The organism is Sphingomonas sp. CFBP9019 (assembly GCF_034045155.1).
GTDB lineage: Bacteria > Pseudomonadota > Alphaproteobacteria > Sphingomonadales > Sphingomonadaceae > Sphingomonas > Sphingomonas aerolata.
This window is the reverse complement of sequence record NZ_JAXCWK010000001.1, coordinates 500,406-522,050: the sequence shown is the minus strand read 5'-3', so window position 1 is coordinate 522,050 and position 21,645 is coordinate 500,406. Positions and strand designations below refer to the sequence as shown.

The 21,645-nt window shown below is 66.1% G+C and carries 18 protein-coding genes; 8 read left to right on the top strand and 10 right to left on the bottom strand.

Translation table 11 applies throughout. The annotated features are described in order from the left end of the window. Positions 1-16: 16 nt before the first annotated feature. Positions 17-2,377: a PAS domain-containing sensor histidine kinase gene (locus SOM18_RS02245; RefSeq protein WP_107045841.1), complete on the bottom strand. Its 2,361-nt coding sequence runs from the start codon at positions 2,375-2,377 to the stop codon at positions 17-19. Between the two features lie 337 nt (positions 2,378-2,714). Between SOM18_RS02245 and SOM18_RS02240 the strand changes: the two genes are divergently transcribed. Next, complete coding sequence (locus SOM18_RS02240) at positions 2,715-5,768, top strand: TonB-dependent receptor plug domain-containing protein (protein ID WP_192008923.1); 3,054 nt, start codon at positions 2,715-2,717, stop codon at positions 5,766-5,768. 137 nt (positions 5,769-5,905) lie between these two features. Here the strand turns inward: SOM18_RS02240 and SOM18_RS02235 are convergent, their stop codons facing one another. The 4 genes from SOM18_RS02235 to hisI are packed head-to-tail and all read right to left on the bottom strand — an operon-like array spanning position 5,906 to position 9,059. Continuing rightward, positions 5,906-7,708, bottom strand: a complete 1,803-nt coding sequence (locus SOM18_RS02235) for an acyl-CoA dehydrogenase C-terminal domain-containing protein (protein WP_031441213.1) — start codon at positions 7,706-7,708, stop codon at positions 5,906-5,908. Positions 7,709-7,711: 3 nt separating this feature from the next. After that, positions 7,712-8,164, bottom strand: coding sequence for a MerR family transcriptional regulator (locus SOM18_RS02230; RefSeq protein ID WP_031396539.1), 453 nt, complete (start codon positions 8,162-8,164; stop codon positions 7,712-7,714). Between the two features lie 32 nt (positions 8,165-8,196). After that, positions 8,197-8,700, bottom strand: coding sequence for a hypothetical protein (locus tag SOM18_RS02225; RefSeq protein WP_236559005.1), 504 nt, complete (start codon positions 8,698-8,700; stop codon positions 8,197-8,199). Then, a complete protein-coding gene (gene hisI / locus SOM18_RS02220; protein WP_031396541.1) occupies positions 8,697-9,059 on the bottom strand; it encodes a phosphoribosyl-AMP cyclohydrolase in 363 nt (120 codons plus the stop codon). The genes SOM18_RS02225 and hisI overlap by 4 nt, the downstream gene beginning before the upstream one ends. Before the next feature lie 133 nt (positions 9,060-9,192). Between hisI and purF the strand changes: the two genes are divergently transcribed. Both purF and SOM18_RS02210 read left to right on the top strand, forming a co-directional pair. Next, complete coding sequence (gene purF, locus SOM18_RS02215) at positions 9,193-10,650, top strand: amidophosphoribosyltransferase (protein ID WP_037527979.1); 1,458 nt, start codon at positions 9,193-9,195, stop codon at positions 10,648-10,650. Between the two features lie 16 nt (positions 10,651-10,666). Next, a complete protein-coding gene (locus SOM18_RS02210; RefSeq protein ID WP_192008919.1) occupies positions 10,667-11,377 on the top strand; it encodes an SDR family NAD(P)-dependent oxidoreductase in 711 nt (236 codons plus the stop codon). Positions 11,378-11,402: 25 nt separating this feature from the next. Here the strand turns inward: SOM18_RS02210 and SOM18_RS02205 are convergent, their stop codons facing one another. Genes SOM18_RS02205 through SOM18_RS02195 form a run of 3 tightly spaced genes read right to left on the bottom strand, consistent with a single transcriptional unit; the run spans position 11,403 to position 15,011 of the window. Continuing rightward, entirely contained in the window at positions 11,403-12,650 is a 1,248-nt protein-coding gene (locus SOM18_RS02205; protein ID WP_320481236.1) for a cyclopropane-fatty-acyl-phospholipid synthase family protein, read from the bottom strand. A 57-nt stretch (positions 12,651-12,707) separates the two neighbouring features. After that, the gene (locus SOM18_RS02200) at positions 12,708-14,072 is read right to left on the bottom strand and encodes a cryptochrome/photolyase family protein (RefSeq protein ID WP_192008917.1); all 1,365 of its coding nucleotides are present in this window, start codon (positions 14,070-14,072) and stop codon (positions 12,708-12,710) included. Positions 14,073-14,081: 9 nt separating this feature from the next. After that, a complete protein-coding gene (locus SOM18_RS02195) occupies positions 14,082-15,011 on the bottom strand; it encodes a histone deacetylase family protein (protein WP_031441206.1) in 930 nt (309 codons plus the stop codon). A 215-nt stretch (positions 15,012-15,226) separates the two neighbouring features. Between SOM18_RS02195 and SOM18_RS02190 the strand changes: the two genes are divergently transcribed. From SOM18_RS02190 to SOM18_RS02170, 5 genes are all read left to right on the top strand, one after another. Continuing rightward, entirely contained in the window at positions 15,227-15,721 is a 495-nt protein-coding gene (locus tag SOM18_RS02190) for an RNA pyrophosphohydrolase (protein ID WP_031441205.1), read from the top strand. A gap of 122 nt (positions 15,722-15,843) precedes the next feature. Continuing rightward, positions 15,844-16,719 (top strand): DUF481 domain-containing protein, encoded by an 876-nt coding sequence (locus SOM18_RS02185; RefSeq protein WP_234387715.1) that lies wholly within the window; start codon positions 15,844-15,846, stop codon positions 16,717-16,719. A gap of 38 nt (positions 16,720-16,757) precedes the next feature. Then, positions 16,758-17,963 carry a hydrolase gene (locus tag SOM18_RS02180; protein WP_320481235.1) on the top strand — a complete coding sequence of 402 codons (1,206 nt, stop codon included), beginning with the start codon at positions 16,758-16,760 and terminating at the stop codon, positions 17,961-17,963. A gap of 10 nt (positions 17,964-17,973) precedes the next feature. Beyond that, entirely contained in the window at positions 17,974-19,017 is a 1,044-nt protein-coding gene (locus tag SOM18_RS02175) for an arginine N-succinyltransferase (protein ID WP_031441203.1), read from the top strand. Then, positions 19,017-20,279, top strand: a complete 1,263-nt coding sequence (locus tag SOM18_RS02170) for an N-succinylarginine dihydrolase (protein WP_192008908.1) — start codon at positions 19,017-19,019, stop codon at positions 20,277-20,279. Before SOM18_RS02175 ends, SOM18_RS02170 begins: the two co-directional genes overlap by 1 nt. Before the next feature lie 55 nt (positions 20,280-20,334). Here SOM18_RS02170 and SOM18_RS02165 read toward each other — a convergent pair whose 3' ends face one another. Together SOM18_RS02165 and SOM18_RS02160 are read right to left on the bottom strand one after the other, a co-directional pair. Then, entirely contained in the window at positions 20,335-21,339 is a 1,005-nt protein-coding gene (locus SOM18_RS02165; RefSeq protein ID WP_320481234.1) for a site-specific integrase, read from the bottom strand. Next, positions 21,329-21,559, bottom strand: a complete 231-nt coding sequence (locus SOM18_RS02160) for a hypothetical protein (RefSeq protein WP_320481233.1) — start codon at positions 21,557-21,559, stop codon at positions 21,329-21,331. The genes SOM18_RS02165 and SOM18_RS02160 overlap by 11 nt, the downstream gene beginning before the upstream one ends. Positions 21,560-21,645: the final 86 nt, after the last annotated feature.

Genomic DNA, 21,645 nt, shown 5'->3' with positions numbered 1-21,645 from the left:
CCCTTCAAAGCGATGATCATCTCCGCGGTAGTTCGACCGTGATCAGCGTGCCGTTTCCGGGTTCGGATACGAGATCGATCGTGCCGTTATGCGCCTCGACGAACTGCTTGGCGAGCGGCAGGCCGAGCCCCAGCGCACGATCGCCGATCGTCTTGGATTCGGCGAACCGGTCGAACGCATGCGCGACGCCTTCCGCGCTCATCCCCGCGCCGTCATCCGACACGACGATCCGCGCATGCGTTGCATTGCCGTCGGCGTGCAGGAGAATCCGCCCCCCCTCGGGCGTACCGGCGACCGCGTGACGCAGCAGATGCTCGACGATCTCACGCAGTCGCTTGGGATCGCCGCAGATACGCCCGGTCGAGCGCCCGATCTCGATCGCGAAGTCCAGCTTGCGACGCCGCGCGGTCGCCTGGATCGAGCCTGCCGCGGCGCGGGCGACCACCGCCAGCTCGACATCGGTGCGCACCATCTCGGTGCTCTCGCTCTCGGTCCGGGTCAGGTCGAGCACGTCGTCGACCAGCAGCCCGAGCCGCTCGACCGATTCGAGAATGGCCTCGAGATACCCCCCGGCCTGTTCGCTCATCGGCCCGGCATAGCCACCGTGCAGCATCTCGGCGAAACCACTGATCGACGTCAGCGGCGTCTTGAGCTCATAGCTCATGTTCGCGACGAACGCCGTCTTCACCTTGTCCGCCGCCTCGAGCGCGTTCGCGCGTTCGCGCAAGGCCTGCTCCGCACGCCGGCTGTCGGTGATGTCGAGCATCGTGAACAGCGCGTTGCCGTCGGGCAGCGGGACGCCCGCGAATTCGAAATGCCGGCCGTCGGCAAAGGCCACGCGGCCCCCGCGCTGCTGCCGTCCGGCGGTCGCCGATCGCACGAGATCGGGGATCAGCGCCGACCGGTTGGGCGTCATCAACTTGCCCGCGGCCGCATCGGCAAAGACGTCGACACGCGGATGACCCGCAAGGAATTCCTCTTCGAGGCCCCACAGCACCCTGAATCGGTTATTCCACAATTGCAGCCGGCCGTCGGCGGCGAACACGCCGAGCGCCTCGAACAGGTTGTCGAAGGTGGCGGTACGGACGCGCAGCAGCGTGTCGCGCGCGCTGGCGAGCTGGACATGCTCGGTGCGGTCCTCGAAGATCAGCAACAGCCCGCCATCGGGCAAGGGCTGGGCGACAACGCGCAAATGCGTACCGCCGCGCAGGTGCCAGATCTCCTCGCTCGCGCCGCCGTTCGGCATGGTCCCGGTCTGCATGAACCATGCGCGACGCTCGGCCTTCCATGCCGGAAAGTCGCGGACCTCCGGGAGCCTGTCCGCTTCGCGCATCCGTTCGAGCACGCGGTCGAATTCGGGACGGTCGGCGAGCCACTCCGCCCGCATCGCGAACATGCGCCGGAACGGCTGGTTGCAGAAGACCAGGCCGCGGTCGCCACCGAACTGCGCGACCCCCGCCGACAACCGGTCGAGCATCGCCCGCTGCGCCTCGGCAAAGCGCTTGGCGCCCGAGCGCGCCTGCTCGAGATCCTCGATGTCGATCGCAAAGCCCGCCACCCCGCCGGTCGGCAGCGGCACGTCATAGATCTGGAGCGACCGACGGGCCCCGTCGATCGTCGCGGGCAGGACCTGCTGGTGCGGCCGCCCCTGCTCGCGCGCGGCGGCGGCACCCGCCAGCGGCCCGCCGCGCCCCGATCCCTCGACGAGTTCGAGGCCGCGCGCGACCACGTCCTGCGCATCCTGGCCCTCGACGGCCGCGACATAGGCGGAATTGACCATCGACAGCCTGAGATCGCGCGCCCGGTACCACATCGGCAGCGGCGCCGCTTCGATCAGCCCGGTCAGCGCCTCATAGGCGGCACCAAGCCGCGCCGTCTCAGTGCCGAGGCGCTTGATCTCGGATTCGCTGTCCGTTGCATCGAACGCCCAGATCAGGATGCTGCCAGTTGCCCCCATCGCACCAGGCGCACGCGCGCCGCGCAGCGTGATGGCCCGCGTCGAACCGACGGGGCGGACGGCACGGACGAAGGGCCGGCCCGAACGCTGTGCAGCGGTCACATCAGCGGTCAGCGCGGCAGCATCCTCGGGTGAGAGCCCGGATTCCTCACCCGCCAGATCCATCAGATAGCGTGGCGCCGGAATACCCAGCCAGTCCGCCATCCGCTGCGGCATCTCCACTCGTCCATCCGAGCGGACGACCGTCGCGACGGCCGGCGACCCATCGAGCAACGCGCGCATCGTCGCATTCTCAGCGAGGGTCGTCGCGACGCCGGCGCGCGCGCGCAATCCCAGGAACAGCAGCAGCCCGCCAAGCCCGAGCAGCAGCAGCGTCGCAACGCCGGCCAGAACGGTCGCCCATGTTCCGGGGACCGTCATGTCCCGGAGACACTCTTCGCAACGAGATCGGGAAACACGGTAACCGCCATGGCTCCGTCTACGCCAACAGCGCCCCCCGGGGGAAGACGGCGATCGGGAAATCGCATGCGGCTGATCGGGTGCCTCACCTGCACGCTTGGCGGCTCCGGCGCGTCAGCCCGAGGCGCTGGAAACCCAATCCCTCCAGACTGTTGCAAGGATGAAACACATTGTAAAAAAACGATCCTATTCGTCTCAATCGAGTGGATCGGGCCGCGCCGCGCGGCCTAACGGCGGCGCATCGACGAAGGTCAGCGGCTTTGCCCCTTCGTCGGAATGTTTCAGTCGAGAGTATTAAATGACCCAAGCCTATCGTCGCAGTCTGCTCGCCACGAGCCTCCTCGTTGCGGTTTCCACGCTCCCCGCTGCCGCACAAACCGCTCCGGCAACGCCTGCGGCCACGCCCGAGGCAGCCGCTCAGGCAGAGGCTTTGGAGCCAGCGACCCCGACCCAGACCGCGACGGATCAGAACCCGCAGGGTGCTACAGAAGCGCCGGCAGGCGAGATCGTCGTGACCGGCTCGCGCATCGCATCGCCGTCGGCCACCGCCGCCTCGCCGCTCCAGAGCGTCGGCATCGCGCAGATCCAGCAGGCCGGCGCGATCAACGTACAGGACGTCCTGCTCCAGAATCCGGCATTCGGTACGCCGGGCGTCAGCCGCACCAATTCGAGCTTCGCGACGCAGGGCGCGGGCGTAGCGACGGTCAATCTGCGCAACCTTGGCGAGGACCGCACGCTGGTCCTCGTCAACGGCCGCCGCTTCGTCTCGGGCCTTCCGGGCAGCAGCGCGGTCGATCTCAACGTGATTCCGACGCAGTTCCTCGAGAACGTCGACATCCTGACCGGCGGCGCATCGGCCGTCTACGGGTCCGACGCGGTCGCGGGCGTCGTCAACATGATCTACAAGACGAAGTTCGACGGCATCCAGCTCGACGGCCAAGTCGGCATGTCGCAATATGGCGACGGCTTCGACCGTCAGGTCAATGCCCTCGTCGGGAAGAACTTCGCTGACGATCGCGGCAACATCATGCTGTTCGGTGGCTATTCGAAGCAGGGTACAGTGCTGAAGCGCGACCGTTTCACCGAGGCGGGTTCAAGCGCCGTCGATTCGACAAGCCGCGGCTATCTAACAGGCAACGATGCCGAGCTGTTTACGCCGCAGCGGCCGTATCTTTCGGGGTTTGCGCCGCAGGGTCGCTATTATGCCGGCGACAGCACCTTCACCTATGGTCAGGATGGCGCGCTGCGCGATTGCGCGTCCGCCAACGGCACGGGGGGCTGCGTCAATGCCGATGGTACGGCCGCGGGCCCGGACGGCTTCAACCGGTCCGACTTCCGTTATCTCGCCGTTCCCGTCGAGCGCTACGTTGCCGCCGGCCGCGCAAATTACGAGGTGTCGCCTGCACTCAACCTGTTCGTCGAGGGCAATTATGCCAAGACCAAGGTCAGCACCGTGATCGAGGCGTTCCCCCTCGATTCGACCTTCAGCAACCCACGCAATTCGGGCCAGATCCCGATCCAGACGGTCGTCGGCGGCGTAACCTATCGCAACCCCTATGTGCCAGACGCGATCTTCAATGCTGCGACGGACACCGACAATGATGGACTGCGGGACATCTATTTTGATCGCCGTCTCGCCGATTTCGGACCCCGGACGATCCGGTCCAGCCGTGACCTGTTCCGCATCGCGGGCGGCGCAAACGGCAAGTTCCTCGAAGACCGCTTTAACTATGAAGTTTATGGGATCTATGGCCAGACCAAAGAAGACCAGGTCGGAACCGGCCAATTTAATACCGCTAACTTCTTCCAGGCGCTAAATTCTTATCGCGACCCAGCAACGGGGCAGATCGTGTGCGCCGATCCGACCGCGCGCGCAGCAGGCTGCGTTCCCGCCAACATCTACGGCGCGGGCGCGCTCGCACCGGCGGCCGGCTATCTCGCCGTGCCGACCACGCTCAGCACGAAGGTCACGCAGACCGTTGCCGGCGGCAACGTATCGGGCAAGCTCTTCTCGCTGTTCGGCGCCGACCCGATCGGCTTCAGCGTCGGTACCGAATACCGCCGCGAGAGCAGCCGCAACGACTTCGATCTGCTCACCCAGCAGGGCCTGAACGGCAACAACGCGCTGCCATCGACCGCGGGACGTTTCCATCTCTGGGAAGGGTTCGGCGAGGTCGTCGCACCGATCATCCAGGACAAGCCGTTCTTCCAGTCGCTGAGCGTCCGCGGCGCGATCCGCGTGTCCGATTATTCGACCGTCGGCACCACCTACAGCTACAATTTCGGCGGCGAATGGGCACCGGTCGAGGATATCCGCTTCCGCGTGATGCAGGCGCGGTCGGTGCGTGCGCCGAACATCAACGAGCTGTTCCAGGCTCCGCAGCAGAATTTCCCAAGCGTCAACGATCCCTGCATCGGCGTGACCGCGGCGACGGCCGGAACGCTCGGCACGACCTGCCGTGCCGCGTCCGGCGTGCTCGCCAACATCGCGGCGAACGGCGGCGCGTTCGCCGCGAACCAGGCCGATATCCAGGGCGTCACCAGCTTCGAGGCGGGCAATCGCAACCTCCAAGAAGAGAAGGGCGATTCCTTCACCGCGGGCGTGGTGATCAACCCGCGTTCGGTCCGAGCGCTGCGCAACCTCGTCGTCACGGTCGATTACTTCAACATCCGGATCAAGGATGCGATCGTCCAGACGCCGCTGCAATACATCGTCAACCAGTGCTACCAGCAGGGCAATTCGGATTATTGCAGCCAGATCACGCGCCGTGCGGCCGCGCTCGGGCCGAACAGCGCCGGGTCGCTCGACCAGCTGACGACCAGCTTCCTCAACAGCGGTGGCGTCAAGACCCGGGGCATCGATACGGTCATCACCTATCGCCAGGATCTCGCCGATATCGGTCTCGCCGGCACACTTGGTCTGCGAGGCTCATACACGCATCTGATCTCGGGCTACACGGTGCCCCTGCCCGATGCGGATCGTGACTATTTCGCGGGTGAGATCGGTGCGTCGCGCGACCGGTTTACGACGAACCTGTCCTATGACATCGATGGTGTCGGCTTTACGACGACGGGCACCTGGATGAGCCAGGCAAGCCTCGACGACCAGTTGACCGGCGCCCGCCCGGGTACCAATCCGCTGTACCGCGTCCGTCCGCAATTCTACCTGGACTCGCAGATCCGTTTCCAGACGAACGACGGCTTCGAATTCTACGTCGGCGGGTCGAACCTGCTCAATAACAAGCCGCCCTATCTCGCCGATATCGGCGCGTCGGCCGGCCAGGATACCGATGCGGGCACTTATGATCCGCTCGGCCGCCGCTATTATGCAGGTGTCCGGATCAACTTCTGATCCCCGGACACAACGTACCTCAGGAGGGGAGCCGGCAACGGCTCCCCTTTTTTGTCCGAGCGACATGGACAAAAAAAGGGCGCGGGCCGCGGGAGGATATCCCGATGCCCGCGCCCTTCACGTCTGGAGGATGGCGATCACGCCGCCATGAACATCTCCGGCGGCAACGCCATCAGCGACTCCGCGCCACCCTCGATCTTGCGACGCAGCGCGCCCGCGTCGGGCAGGATCCGCTCGGCATAGAAACGCGCGGTGATCAGCTTGGCGTCGAGGAACGCCGCCTCGCCCTCACCGGCCGCCTTCAGCTTGGTGGCGGCAACCGCCATCCGCAGCCACATCGCGCCGACCGCGACGATCCCCATCAGATGCATGTAGCTGACCGCACCGGCGCCGACATTCTCAGGGTTCTTCATGCCGTTCGCCATGAACCACATTGTCGCCGCCTGAAGCTGGCCGTTCGCCTTTTCCAGCGCCTCGGCAAATGCCGCCGTCGCCGGATCGCTCTTGGCCGCCGCAACGTCGTCCGCGACCAGCTTGAAGAACGCCTGGATCCCGCGACCGCCGTTCTGCGCCAGCTTGCGACCGACCAGATCCATCGCCTGCACGCCGTTGGTGCCTTCGTAGATCATCGCGATCCGCGCATCGCGCACATATTGCTCCATGCCCCATTCTGCGATGTAGCCATGACCGCCATAGACCTGCTGCGCGTTGGTGGCGATCTCATAGCCCTTGTCGGTGCCATAGCCCTTGATGACCGGGGTCAGCAGGCTGATCATGTCGCCCGCCAGCTGACGCTCTTCCTCGGTCGCGGCGTTATGCTCGAGATCGCCCTGCAGCGCGGTCCACAGGATCAACGCGCGCAACCCCTCGGTCATCGCCTTGCCCTCCATCAGCATGCGGCGCACGTCGGGATGGACGAACAGCGAATCCGCCTTTTCCTGCGGCTCCTTCGGCCCGGTCAGCGCGCGTCCCTGGCGACGGTCCTGCGCATATTGCACCGCATTCTGATACGCGACCTCGGCCACGCCCAGCCCCTGAAGGCCGACGCCCAAACGCGCCGCGTTCATCATGATGAACATCGCGGCGAGGCCCTTCATCTCCTCGCCGACGAGCCAGCCGGTCGCCGAGTCATAGTTCATCACGCAGGTCGAGTTGGCGTGGATCCCCATCTTGTGCTCGATCGACCCGCAGGTGACGCCGTTGCGATCGCCGAGCGAACCGTCTTCGTTGACGAGGAACTTCGGCACGACAAACAGCGAGATACCCTTCGAACTGTCGGGCGCGCCCGGCGTCTTGGCGAGGACGAGGTGGATAATGTTCTCCGTCAGGTCATGCTCGCCGCTCGAGATGAAGATCTTCGTGCCGGTGATAGCATAGGAGCCGTCCGCCTGCGGCTCGGCCTTGGTGCGGATCAGGCCCAGATCGGTGCCGCACTGCGGCTCGGTCAGGTTCATCGTCCCGCCCCATTCGCCCGACACCATCTTCGGCACGTACATCGCCTTCTGCGCGTCCGATCCCTTGGCGACCAGCGCGGCGATCGCGCCATGCGTCAGGCCGGGGTACATCGCGAACGCCATGTTCGACGAGATCATGTATTCCTGGAACGCGGTCGAGACGACGTGCGGCATCCCCTGCCCGCCATATTCGGGCTGGTTGCCAAGCGTCGCCCAGCCGCTCTCGACATACTGCTTGTACGCCTCCTTGAAGCCGTCGGGCGTCGTGACCGATCCGTCCTCGTGGCGGGTGCAGCCCTGCTGATCACCCGACAGGTTGAGCGGGAACAGGACTTCGGCGACGAATTTTCCGCCCTCTTCCAGCACCGCGTCGACGACGTCGGGGGAAGCCGCGTCGAAGCCCGGCAGGTTGCTGTAGCGGTCGAGGCCGACGACCTGTTCGAGGACGAAGCGCGTGTCGCGGACGGGGGGCGTATATTGGGGCATGGTCTATCCTTGCTGGTCGTTGGCGCGGCCGACTTCGAGAAGGGCCACGAAATTGGTAAGTTCGTCGATGGCGGCGTCGATATCCCGCTTCTGCGCGGTCAGCAGCGCGATCCGCGACTGGCTGCGCTCGATCACGACCTGACGCTGCGCACGACGCCCGTCGCCGACGTCGTAAAGGTCGATCATCTCGCGGATCTCGCCGAGGCTGAAGCCGACACGCTTGCCGCGCAGGATCCATGCGAGCCGTGCGCGGTCGCGGTGCGAGTAGATACGCTGCGTGCCCCGTCGCTCGGGCGCGATCAGCCCTTCGTCTTCGTAAAAGCGAAGCGCGCGTGCGGTCACGTCGAACTCGCTCGACAGATCCGATATCGTGAAATGGTCGCGATCATGCCGCGGTTCGATCACCGCATAGGATTCGGGAGATGCCCGTTCTGCCGGGGATGCTCTGGTCGCCATGCCGGAACATTTAGCTCTCGTTTACGTCAACGTCAATCTCGGCATAGAAATTTGCCCGCCTTCGAGCGCAGCGTGGCCGCCTCGGACCGCGACTCGCTCAACCGATCGACCGTCACCGCGGCAAGCGAGGCTCGTCCCGCACACAGCGCTTCGCACGCTTCGGGCATGTCGGCGGGGAATGTGATGCGATCCCCGTCGAACCGCGCATCGAATGCGCATTTGCCGAACGTCATCTGCAGCCGCTCGCCTGAGCGCTCGACGGTCCCCGATGCCGCGCAGCTCTGAGCTTCGCCATAATCGACGCTGACGCCGATCCGGCTGACCCGCTCGGTCCCAATGATGCAGATCCGGTCGGTATCGCGCGCCCAGGAGCCCTGAAGCGCGGCACCGGGATCACCAACGATACCCGCGCTCCGCGCCGCCGACTCGAGCCGCGAACCGGGCGTGCTCTCGGTATTGGTGATGCTGGTCGACGCACCGTCGCATCCGGCCAGCAGCGACAGCAGGAGCATGAGCCCGCCACGCCAGTGGCTCATTCGGCGGTCACCAGGCCATCACCCTCTATACGCCGGAAAAAACAGGTACGTTCGCCGGTGTGACAGGCCGGGCCCGCGGCATCGGCGATCACCCATATCGCGTCCTGGTCGCAGTCGATCCGGAGTTCGGCGACGCGCAGCACATTGCCCGACGTCTCCCCCTTGCGCCACAAGGCTTGCCGGCTCCGCGACCAGAAATGCGCCTCTCCGGTCGCCTGGGTCTGCGCCAGCGCGTCGGCATTCATGTGCGCCACCATCAAGACATCGCCCGACACGCGATCGGTGACGACCGCCGTCAGCAGGCCGGAGGAGTCGAACTTCGGATCGAGCGTCAGGCCCGTGTCGCGGCTGTGTGTCATGCCCGGGGACATACCAGAAAGCGGGCGCGAAGCGACGCGAGAGATCAAACCCATTGCGCAATGTTATTACAAGGAGGCGACAAACGTGTGAACCGCGACTATAGGGCATGCTCCGCACGACGTGAGACCCGGCATGCTGACCACAAACCCTTATGATGACGACAAACTCCGTGAAGAATGCGGGGTGTTTGGCGTCTCGGCCACCGACGGCGCGGCGGCGCTTGTCGCCCTGGGCCTCCATGCGCTGCAGCATCGCGGCCAGGAAGCCGCCGGCATAACGACGTTCGACGGCGCCCATTTCCATACGCACCGCGCGATGGGGCATGTCGCCGGGAACTTCGATCGCGACGACGTGATTCGCGCGCTGCCGGGCACGGTGGCCTGCGGGCACGTCCGCTACTCGACGACCGGCGAGACCGCGCTCCGCAACGTGCAGCCGCTGTACGCCGAGCTGTCGACGGGCGGTTTCGCGATCGCGCATAACGGCAATATCTCTAACGCAATGCGGCTGCGTCGCGAGCTCGTGCGTCGTGGCTCGATCTTCCAGTCGACCAGCGATACCGAGACGATCATCCATCTCGTCGCGACGTCGAACTATCGCACGCTGCTCGATCGCTTCATCGATGCGCTAAAGCAGGTCGAGGGTGCCTATTCGCTCATCGTAATGACGCCCGAGGGCATGATCGCCTGCCGCGATCCGCTGGGCATCCGGCCGCTGGTCATGGGCAAGCTTGGCGACGCAGTGATCTTTGCGTCCGAAACCGTCGCGCTCGACGTCGTTGGCGCGACCTTCGTCCGCGCGGTCGAGCCGGGCGAACTCGTGATCGTCCAGGGGTCCGAGATCCGCTCGATCCGCCCGTTCGCGCCGATGGCGGCGCGGCCGTGCATCTTCGAATGGGTCTATTTCTCGCGCCCCGACTCGATCGTCGACGACCATTCGGTCTATTCGGTGCGGAAAGCGATCGGGGCGCAGCTCGCGATCGAATCGCCGGTCGATGCCGATCTCGTCATCCCGGTCCCAGATTCGGGCACCCCCGCGGCGATCGGCTATGCGCAGCAATCGGGGATTCCGTTCGAGCTCGGAATCATTCGCTCGCATTATGTCGGTCGCACCTTCATCTCGCCGGGCGACAAGGTCCGCCATCTCGGCGTGAAGCTGAAGCACAACGCCAACCGTGCGCTGATCAAGGGCAAGCGCGTCATCCTCGTCGACGATTCGATCGTCCGCGGCACGACCTCGCTCAAGATCGTGCAGATGATGCGCGAGGCGGGCGCGGCCGAAGTCCATATGCGCATCGCCAGCCCGCCGACCCGCCACTCCTGCTTCTACGGCGTCGACACGCCGGAGCGCGCCAAACTGCTCGCGGCCAAGCTCGATCTGGGCGGCATGACCGGCTTCATCCACGCCGACAGCCTCAACTTCATCTCGATCGACGGGCTGTACAAGGCGCTCGGTGAGGCCAAGCGCGCGGATATCCGACCGAAATATTGCGATGCCTGCTTCACCGGCGATTACCCGACCACGCTGACCGATCATGACGAGGGCGCCGAGGTCGATCAGTTCGCGATGCTCGCCGAACGCGTCATCTGAGAGTCTTGGAGCTAGAATGACCGACAAGCCTCTCGAAGGCCGGCTTGCGCTGGTCACCGGCGCAAGCCGCGGCATCGGCGCCGCCACCGCGATCGCGCTCGCTGCAAAGGGCGCGCACGTGGTTTTGACCGCGCGCACGCCGGGCGGCCTCGAAGAGGTCGAGACAGCGATCCATGACGCCGGCGGCTCCGCGACGATCGCGCCGCTCGACCTCGCCGAGAGCGAGGCGATCGGCCGGCTCGCGAGTGCGGTCGGTGATCGCTGGGATGCGCTCGACATCCTCGTGTTGAATGCGGGCATGCTGGGATCGCTGTCGTCGGTCCCGGCGATCGATCCGAAGGAAATGGCGCAGGTCCTCACGCTCAACGTCAGCGCGCAGGCGGCGATGATCGCCGCGTTCGATCCGATGCTGAAGAGGGCGAAGTCGGCGCGCGTGATCGGCGTCACGTCGAGCGTCGGTCGCAAGCCGCGCGCTTATTGGGGGCTCTACGGTGCCTCGAAGGCGGCGTTCGAGACGCTGCTCGGCGCTTATGGGGACGAGATGGCCGAGATCAGCGGCATACGCACCGCGATCGTCGATCCCGGCGCTACCCGCACCAAGATGCGCGCGCGCGCCTATCCGGGCGAGGATCCGAATTCGGTCAAGGATCCGCAGGTCGTTGCGGACCGCATCGTCGCGCTGGCTGTCGAAGGGTTTGAACCCGGCCATTTCGAGCGCGTCGCCTAAATCCTTCCCCTTGCGGGGCGGACGATCAGCGTCGCTTCACCAGCGTTACCTGCGCGACGTCGATCCCGCCACCGCGAAACCCGCCCTCGCAATACATCAGGTAATAGCGCCACAGCGCAATGAACTTCGCGTCGTGCCGTGCCGGCAGGCGCCCCTGCGCAACAGCGGCGTCGAACGCGATCCGCCAACGCCGGCATGTCTCGGCATAGTGCAGCCCGAAGCTTCGTTGATCCTCCCACGTCAACCCGCGCGCCTCCGCCAGAGCGCGGAACCGCGGCTCGGACAGCAGCATGCCGCCGGGAAACACGTAGCGCTGGATGAAGTCGACGCTTGTCGAATAGGCGTCGAAGATCGCATCGTCGATCGTGATATATTGAAGCGCGGCACGGCCGCCGGGTTTCAGCGCCCGTGCGACCGCGTCGAGATAGGCCGGCCAATAGGCCTCACCCACCGCCTCGACCATTTCGATACTGGCCACCGCGTCATAGGTTCCGACGACGTCGCGGTAATCGGTCAGCGAGACGGTCACCCCCGTCAGCCCTGCCTCGGCCATCCGCGCGTCGACCTGTCGCTTCTGCTCGGTCGACAGGGTGAGGCCATGCACGTCGACACCGGACTGCGCGGCGAGGGCTGCGAAGGACCCCCAGCCGCAGCCGATCTCGAGGATGCGATCGCCGGGCTGCGTACCCGTCCTGTCCAGAATCGCCTGGAGCTTCGTCGTCTGGGCATGCTCGAGCGGTTCGGCCTCGCTAATCGGCTCCGCGAACAGCGCGCTCGAATAGGTCAGGCTGGGATCGAGCCACGTCTCGTAGAAGTCGTTGCCGAGATCATAGTGCGCGGCGATGTTGCGCCGTGATCCCGTGCGGTGGTTGCGTCGCATCCAGTGCCAAGCGCGGGCCGAGAGTCGCGCAACCCCGCCCGATCGCGCCGTCCTGCCGAGCGATATCCGGTTGCGCATGAACAGGTCGAACAGCGGGACCGGATCGGGACTGGACCAGTCGCCCGCGGTCCAGCCTTCATACCAGCCGACCGATCCGGCCGTTGCCAGCCTTACCAATGCCCGCCAGCGATGGACGGTGACGATCGGCATCGGCCCGGGTGCACGCCCTCCCAGCAAACGGCGGGTGCCGTCGGGCAAGCTTGCCTCAATACCGCCGCTCTCGAGTCCTGCATCGATCCGGTCGAGCAGGCGGTGGAATATCGGCGCGGTCAGGCGTGCTGCACTGGTTGCGCGCCCTGTAGCGGCATCGTCAAAGGCGTGGGCGGCGGTCATCGCGGCGCTCCATGCAACAGCGTCGCGACCTAGGAAAGAGGCGCGTGCCAAAAGGCGTCAGCGCGCGTGCCGCCCCGCCTCGAGCGCGCGCTCGCGTGCCTCGCGGTGACCGATGATCTTGGCCGGATAGTCGCGCGGCCGACACCCGGACTCGTCCGGGTCGTGGATCGCGTCGCCCGTAACCTTGGCGAGTTCCGGCACCCATTGTCGGATATAGTCGCCCGCATCGAATTTTTCCGATTGCGACAGCGGCGCCATGATCCGGCCGAACATGTTCGAATCGACCCCCGTGCCCGCGACCCATTGCCAGTTGACTGAATTATTGCCGTAGTCCGCATCGACCAGGCAATCCCAGAACCAGCGTTCGCCCTCGCGCCAGTCGAGCAGCAGATGTTTGACGAGGAAGCTCGCGGTGATCATCCGGACGCGATTGTGCATCCAGCCCGTCGCCCAGAGCTGTCGCATCCCTGCATCGACGATCGGATAGCCTGTCCGACCGGTCTGCCACGCTTTCAGATCGGACGCCGCCGCCTTGCCGGTGCGCCATGGCAACGCATCGAACGCCGGCCTTCCGTTGCGGCGGGCATAATCGGGGAGCGCCAGCACCACGCCCTGCGTGAAATCACGCCACGCCACTTCCTTGCGGAACGTCGTGACGCCGTCGCCGTGTCCCGAGACGGCATGCCAGACCTGGCGAGGACTGATCTCGCCGAAATGAAGATGCGGGGACAGCCGGGACGTCCCCTCGGTCGAGGGTATGTTGCGGTCGTGGTCGTAATCGTCGGCGACGTCCGCGAACCGCGCCACCGCCTTCCGCGCGGCGTCCTCACCGGGGCGCCAGTTGGAAAAGCCACCCGACCAGTCGGGCTTGGTCGGCAACAGCTTCCAGCTCTCCACCGCGTCCGATTCCGGCCACGTCTCCGGCGCATCGATCTTGCGCGGCATCGCCACCGGTTCCGGTGGCGGCATCATCTGCGACAATGCTTTCCAGAACGACGAATAGACACGGAACTGCCCGCCTGCTCCGGTCGTGACGCTCTCGACCCGAGCCAGCTGGTTGCCATCATGGAGGCAGATCGCGTCGCCGAGCGCATCCTCGGCCTTGCGCCACCATGGCTCATACTGGCGTGTCGCGAACACCCGCTCCGCGCCCGTCTCCGTCATCAGCGACTGCAGCGTCGCAACCGCATCGCCCCGCCGCAGGATGAGGCGGGAGCCCTTCTTGTCGAGCGACTTGGCGAACGCCTCGAGGCTGTGATGGAGCCACCAGCGCTGGGCACCGCCGATTGCCCAGTCGCCGGGCGCGTCGTCGTCGAGGATATAGACGGGGATCACCGGCCCTTCCTGCGTGGCGGCGACGAGCGCCGGGTGGTCATGCAGGCGAAGGTCCTGGCGAAGCCAGAGAAGTACGGGTGTTGTCATCGCCTGCTGCTACACTTTGGAGGCCATTGCGGTTCCCTTGGCATCCTCGAATGCCGCACCAAGTGTCATGATCGCAGTGACATGGCGCTCGGCAATGGCGAGCGCATCGTCGCCATAGCCGCCGCCGACGGTGCTCGCCAGCGGGATGCCACGCGCGATCGCCAGCCGCGCGATCAGGCGTTCGCGTCGTACCAGTCCGTCGAGCGTCAGCGACAGCCGGCCGAGCCGGTCTCCTGCAAAGGGATCCACCCCCGCCTGATACAGGATCAGGTCGGCGCCAAAGGAATCGAGCAGCGGGACCAGCGTCTCTTCCAGCGTCGCCAGATACTGGTCATCGTCGACGCCGTCAGGCAGCGGTACGTCGAGCGTCGACTGCGCTTTTCGCACCGGAAAGTTCTTGTCCGCATGGATCGAATAGGTGGCGATTCCCGGCCGGCCCGCGAGCAGCGCGGCGGTGCCATCGCCCTGATGGACGTCGCAATCGACCACCAGGACCCGCTCGACGCTGCCCTCCTCGACCAGCCGGACCGCAGCGACGGCGAGATCGTTGAACACGCAGTAGCCCGCGCCCGTATCGGCGAGCGCATGATGACTGCCGCCCGCGGTATTGGCGGCAAAGCCGTGGCGCAGCGCGAGCACCGCGGCGACCCAGGTGCCGTCGGGAACGATCGCGGCGCGGCGGGCAACGGGGGCGCTGACCGGAAAGCCGATCCTGCGTTCCTTCAAGGGCGGCACGCGGGCTTCGAGAACCTCGGCGACATAGTCCGGCTCATGGACCGCCTCGAGCCATTCACGCGGCGTCGCGCGCGGCTCGTGCCAGGCCACCGCGCTGCCATGCGCGCGCAGCAGATCGCGGATGAGCCCGTTCTTGTTCCAGCGATAGGTCGACCGGGCGGGCGCCGGGGTCACATAATCGGGATGGTGGACAACATGGATCATCGCGACCGACCGCACGATTGATCCGCGCCGATCGTCGACGGCGCGGACAAACCCCGCCACTTCACCAAGGTCCGCCTCATCCCCCTGCTCCTATCATACGCGACCACCATGTCCTTCGCTCAACGCGGAGTCCTTTCGGAGGATGCATGATCGCGTGGCGCGGCTCGACCGCCTTCGGGCTTGCAGACGGTCAGGAAACACCCGAATGGGCAGGGATGACCGATCCGACCACCCTGCCCTATCGTCCCTGCGCGGGCATCATGCTGATCAACGGAGCGGGCCGGGTGTTCGTGGGCCGCCGCAGCGACTCGACGCTCGACGCGTGGCAGATGCCGCAGGGCGGGATCGACCCCGGCGAGGACCCTGAGGCCGCGGCCCTTCGCGAACTGGGCGAGGAAACCGGCGTTTCACCCGACAAGGTCACGCTGATCGCGCAGGCCCCGGGCGAGTTCGTCTACGATCTTCCCCCCGAACTTCTGGGCAAGGTCTGGAAGGGCCGTTGGCGCGGCCAGCGGCAGCGCTGGTTCCTCTACCGCTTCCACGGCGATGACGGGGATATCGCGATCGACACGGAACATGCGGAATTCGATGCCTGGCGCTGGATCGACCCCGCCGAACTCCCCGCAGTGATCGTTCCGTTCAAGAAACGCCTCTACGAGGAGGTGCTGGCCGCCTTCGCGCCACATCTCGGCGCAAGCGGACCGCGCTGAACCGTTCCCAACGCGGCGTGGTGACGCTACGGAACGCTGTGTGCCGATCCAGCCCCTCCTCCTGTCGCGATTTTGACCCGATTATGCGCTGTTTCCGTCTCCCGCTTTTCGCCGGCCTCCTGGTGACGGCATTGGCCCCCGCGGCCGCCATCGCCCAGACCGTGATGATCCCGGAAAATATCCGCGCGATGCTCGATGCTGCACTCGATGCGGGTAACGAGAGCGATGTCTCGACAATCGTCAAATATGCCCGCGCGGCCGACCCGCTCAGCGGCGACGCGGTTCTGGCAATCGCGGAAAAGTGGAAGGCCGATCGCGCCGCCCAACGCACACAGGTCATCCGTCAGGCCAGCTTCCTCGACCTCTGGAGCGGCCGCGCCGAAGTGGGCGGCTATCTCACGACCGGCAATTCGGACACGGCCGGCGGTACTGCGGTTGTCGACCTGACCCGCGAAGGCCTGCGCTGGCGGCAGAAATTCCACGCCCAGGCGGATTACCAGGAAAATCAGAATGTCGCCGTGCGAGAGCATTATCTCGCCTCCTACGAACCCAACTACAAGATCGATGACCGCGCCTATATCTATGGCGCGGCGCAGTATGAAGGGGATCGGTTCCTCGGCTATAATAACCGCTATTCGGTCTCGGTCGGCGGCGGGTACAGCGTGCTCAAATCGGCACGGACCAAGCTCGATCTCGAATTGGGGCCGGCATATCGGAACACCGAGTTCACCGACGACACGAACCAGAGCGCGATCGCCGGACGCGGGACGCTGAACTTCAGCTGGCGGATCACCAACGGCCTGTCGGTCACCCAAGTCGCATCCGCCTATGTCCAGCGGTTCAACAGCACGCTTGGTGGAACCACTTCGCTGACCGCGAAACTGATCGGTCCGCTATCGGCTTCGCTGTCCTATGCCGTTCAATATGAAAGCGAACCGCCGGCGGGATCGATGACGACCGACACGACCAGCCGCGCCGCGCTGGTTTACAGCTTCTGACGGTTCCCCCCCGCGCCGCGCGAGGCTAGGGTCGGGGGATGAGAGGACTTTCGCACGACGAAACAGGCGCGGTCGCCAGGCTTGATGCGGCCGCGATGCTGCAGCAGGTGGAAAGCTGGGCCGCGGTCAACAGCGGCACGCGCAACCTGGAGGGGCTGGCGACGATGGCGGGGCTGCTCGCCGACGCGTTTTCGTGTCTTCCCGGCGATATCACACTTGTCGAGCCCGAACCGGCCGATAGCGTCGCGACCGATGGCACCGTAAACCCGCTGGACCACGGTCGGCATCTCCATCTTCGCGTTCGCCCGGATGCCGCGATGCGGATGCTGTTCACCGGTCACATGGACACGGTCTATCCGCACGACCACATGTTCCAGACATTGCGGAATCTGCCGGATGGCACGATCAACGGACCCGGCGTCGCCGACATGAAGGGCGGGCTGGCCGTGATGCTGGCCGCGCTCAAGACGATCGAGGCCAGCCCGCTGGGTCGGCGGATCGGGTATGACGTGGTGATCAACTCGGACGAGGAGACCGGCTCCTTCTCGTCTGCGGCCCTGCTCGCTCGCGCGGCGCAAGGGAAGATTGCAGCGCTGACCTACGAGCCGGCGCTTGCTGACGGCACGCTGGCCGGCGCACGCGGTGGCACGGGTAATTTCTCGATCACCGTCCGCGGCCGGAGCGCGCACGCCGGCCGCAATCCTGAAGAGGGCCGCAACGCGCTGGTCGCGGCCGCCGATATCGCGGTCCAGCTGTCAAAGGTCCGCAGGCCCGGGCTGTCCGTCAATCCCGCAAGGATCGATGGCGGCGGACCCAACAACGTCGTTCCCGACGTCGCCGTTCTTCGCATCAACTTCCGCCCGGCGACGCGCGAGGACATCACCCAGGCCCGCGCGCATATCGACGCCGTCGTCGCGACGGTGGCGGCCGAGCATGACGTCCAGATTGCGGTCCATGGCGGCTTCAATCGTCCGCCCAAGCCGATCGATACGGGGGCCGCGCACTTGTTCGCGCTGGTCAAGGCGAGCGGCGCGGACCTGGGCCTGGACATCGCCTGGAAAGCGACCGGGGGCGTGTGCGACGGCAACAACATCGCGGCCGCGGGCGTGCCGGTCGTCGACACCATGGGGGTCCGCGGCGGCGCGATCCATTCGCCGGACGAATTCATGATCCCCGAGAGTCTGACCGAGCGGGCGGCGCTGTCCGCGGTCACCATCCTGCGAATCTGCGAGAACGGCTTTTGAGGACGCATCTGTGAGTTTCCGGATCCGCGCGGCGGTCGATAGCGACCTCCAGCCCTTGTACGAGATGGCCAAGCTGACCGGTGGGGGCTTTACCAACCTGCCCCCCGATCGCCGCGCGCTGCGCGCCAAGCTCGAACGCAGCCACGCCGCTTTCGCCCGGACCGCGCCCGCCGAAGACGGCGTGGTCAGCGACGAACTGTTCGTCCTTGTCCTCGAGAATTGCGAGACGGGGGAAGTCCGCGGCACGTGTCAGCTGTTCACGCATGTCGGTCAGAGCTGGCCCTTCTACAGCTACCGGATCGGCACGCTGACGCAGCACAGCCGCGAGCTCTCGCGAACCTTCCGCGCCGACATGCTGAGCCTCGCCACCGATCTCGAGGGGTCGAGCGAGGTCGGCGGGCTGTTTCTGCATCCGGGCGAGCGGGCCGGCGGGCTGGGCCTGCTGCTCGCGCGCAGCCGCTATCTCTTCATCAAGGCGCATCGCGCCCGATTCGCCGACCGGATCCTGGCCGAGCTTCGCGGGATCATCGACGAGGCGGGTGGTTCGCCGTTCTGGGACGGTCTGGCGGGGCGGTTCTTCGGGATGAATTTCCAGGACGCCGATCAGTTCAATGCGATCAATGGGCATCAGTTCATCGCCGATCTGATGCCGAAGCATCCGATCTACACCGCGATGCTGTCCGAGACCGCGCGTGCCGCGATCGGCCTGCCGCACCCCTCCGGCCGGGCGGCGATGCGGATGCTCGAGAATGAGGGGTTCGCGTTTGAAAACTATGTCGACATCTTCGACGGCGGGCCGACGATGACCGCGCGCACCGACAAGGTCCGGTCGATCGCGGATGCGCGCACGGCCCAGGTCGTGACGATCGCGGACACCCTGCCCGCCAGCGACGTCACGACCGAAGCGCTGGTCGCGACGGGTACGCTGGCGGATTTCCGGTGTGCGTTCGGCGATATCCGCCCGGTGGCCGATGGCATCGCCCTCTCGCGAGGCTGCGCAGCGGCGCTGGACGTCAGCGAAGGCGCATCCGTCCTCCACGTGGCGCGCCTCTGATGCGCGGCGCCAACCTGGTCGAGATCAACTTCGACGGCCTGATCGGTCCCAGTCACAATTACGCAGGGCTCAGCCCAGGCAACCTGGCCGCGACCCGTAATGCGGGTGCTGTCGCACGGCCCCGCGCCGCCGCGCTGCAGGGGATCGCGAAGATGCGCGCGAACCTCGACCTCGGGCTGGTGCAGGGGATCCTCCTCCCCCACCCCCGCCCCGATCATCGCTGGCTCGATGCGCTCGCGACCCGGTATGCGGACGCACCCATGCATCTGCAGGCGCAGGCGATGTCGGCCTCGGCGATGTGGGCGGCCAATGCCGCGACCGTATCGCCCGCCCCTGATACCGCGGACGGGCGCTGCCACCTGAGCGTCGCGAACCTCGGCACGATGCCGCACCGCAGCCACGAATGGCCCGCGACGCTCGCACAGCTGCGTATCGCCTTCGCCAACCCGGCCTTCGCGGTACACCCGCCCGTCCCGCTACCGTTCGGCGACGAGGGCGCGGCCAACCACATGCGACTGTGCGAAGCCCACGGCGCACCGGGCGTCGAGATCTTCGTCTATGGCGAAGCCGGCGGCCCATTTCCCGCGCGCCAGCACCGCGAGGCCAGCGAGGCGATCGCGCGCCGGCACGGGCTCGACCCCGCGCGGACCCTTTTCGTGCGCCAGTCGGATGCGGCGATCGCGGCAGGCGCGTTCCACAACGACGTGGTCGCCGTCGCCAACGAAACCGTGCTGTTCACGCATGAGCAGGCCTTTGCCGACGCTGACCGCTTCTATGAGGATTTGCGACGGCTGATGCCCTCGGTCGAGATCGTCGAGGTGCCCAGCGCCCGCGTCAGCCTCGAAGATGCAGTCAGCTCCTATCTGTTCAACGCGCAGCTCGTCTCGCGCGCCGCGGGCATGACGCTGATCCTGCCCGAGGAAGCGCGGAGCAACGCACCGGTCTGGCGCTGGCTGGGCGAGCATGTCGCGGGCAACGGATCGATCCGCGCGCTCGAAATCGTCGACGTCCGCGAATCGATGGCCAATGGCGGCGGCCCCGCCTGCCTGCGCCTGCGCGTCGTCGCCGACCCCCGGACGGTTGATCCCCGCTTCCTCGTCGATCACGCCAGCCTCGACCGTATCGCCGGCCTCATCACCGAGCATTGGCCCGAGACGATCGACGCGAATGCGATCGGCGACGCGGCGCTCGTCGCTCGGATCGAGGCCGCGCATCGTGCCTTGCTCGAGGCCCTCGATCTTGTCGGGTTAATTGACAAATAACCCGAGTTGGCGGAATTGCGCGAGTCGCGAGCAGAGTTTTCCACTGTTTGTACGTTCACGGTTTGCTCTCCCACCGCGCAAGGGCGGCATCGGCGAGCGTCGATTGGTTGCGCTGCCGGGCGTAATGCTCGACCATCTTCAGCGATTGGCCGCTGACCGATGCGGTCTCGGCGGTTGAGCACCCGGCCTCGAGCAGCGCGATCACGGCGTTTTTGCGCAGGCCGTGCGGTACGCTGGGAGCGCCGGCAGCGGCCGAGAAAGCCTTAAGCATCTTGCGGGCGTTGTCGTCCCGCAGCGGCGCGCCGCGCGGCGTCCGGCATATCGCGCCCTCCACCCGCTCGTGCTTCGCAAGCTCCGCGCTCAGCGCGCTATGGACCGGGATGCTTAGCCGCTTCTTCGTCTTGTCTTGGCGGACCTCGACGCGATCGGTAGCAACATCCGACCAGGTCATTCTAAGCACGTCGCCGAGGCGCTGCGCGGTGTAGTAGAGCAGATGCGCGAGCAGGCGCACCGTGGGGTCTTCAGCGGCGAGAACCGCGCGCAGCACATGCTGCGGCCAAGGCTCGTGTTCCCCGCCATCCATCATCGTAATTCCGTCGCACGGGTTCTTCGCGATGTGCTCGCGATCGACGGCCCAGGCGAACAGCGCGCCGCTCGTCCTGAGGAATGCGTTTGCCGCGCCCGGCGTTGCGGCCATCTTGTCCAGCACCGTCCGCATGTCGCCGCGGGTGATCGCGTTGACCGGGGCGGTCGGCAGCGCCCGCTCCAGGCGGCGAAGATAGATGTCGTACAGCTTGCGCGACGACGGCGCCAAGGCGCCGTAGGCGGCCCCGCGCTGGTACATGTCGACGAGAACCGGGACCGTTACGAGGGTCGACTTCGTCTTCCGATTGCGGTGGCCCATCAGCGCCGCATAGCTTCCTCCGAACTCCATTGACCGGAGCGGCGGCAGGCGCGTCATCAGCCGCTTGCCGTCGACCACCTTGCCGGTGTCGAAATACAGGTACTCCCGGCCCTTCGACCGCACCCGCTTTACATATTTGGGCAAGTCATGCGGCAAGGCCCGGCTGATCCTTCCGCCAGTCGTTGACCCCACCCGAGATGTCGTCGAGGCTCGCGTCGAGTGCGGCGCGATCCCAACGCGGCCCGCCGGACATCGCGACCGACCCCGGCAGCCGGCCGGCGAACACCTCCGCGTCGAACTGCTGCGGCGTGAGCTCGCAGTATTTCGCAGCGTTCGCCCGCTTGAGCATGCGCGGCCAATACGGAGCTGCGCTCATCGGTTCTGTCCTTCCTGATCTGTGAAGTGAGCTTTCACGGCGAGACCAGCGGTTGCGGGACCCAGCGGCGAGGGTTGTTGGGAGGG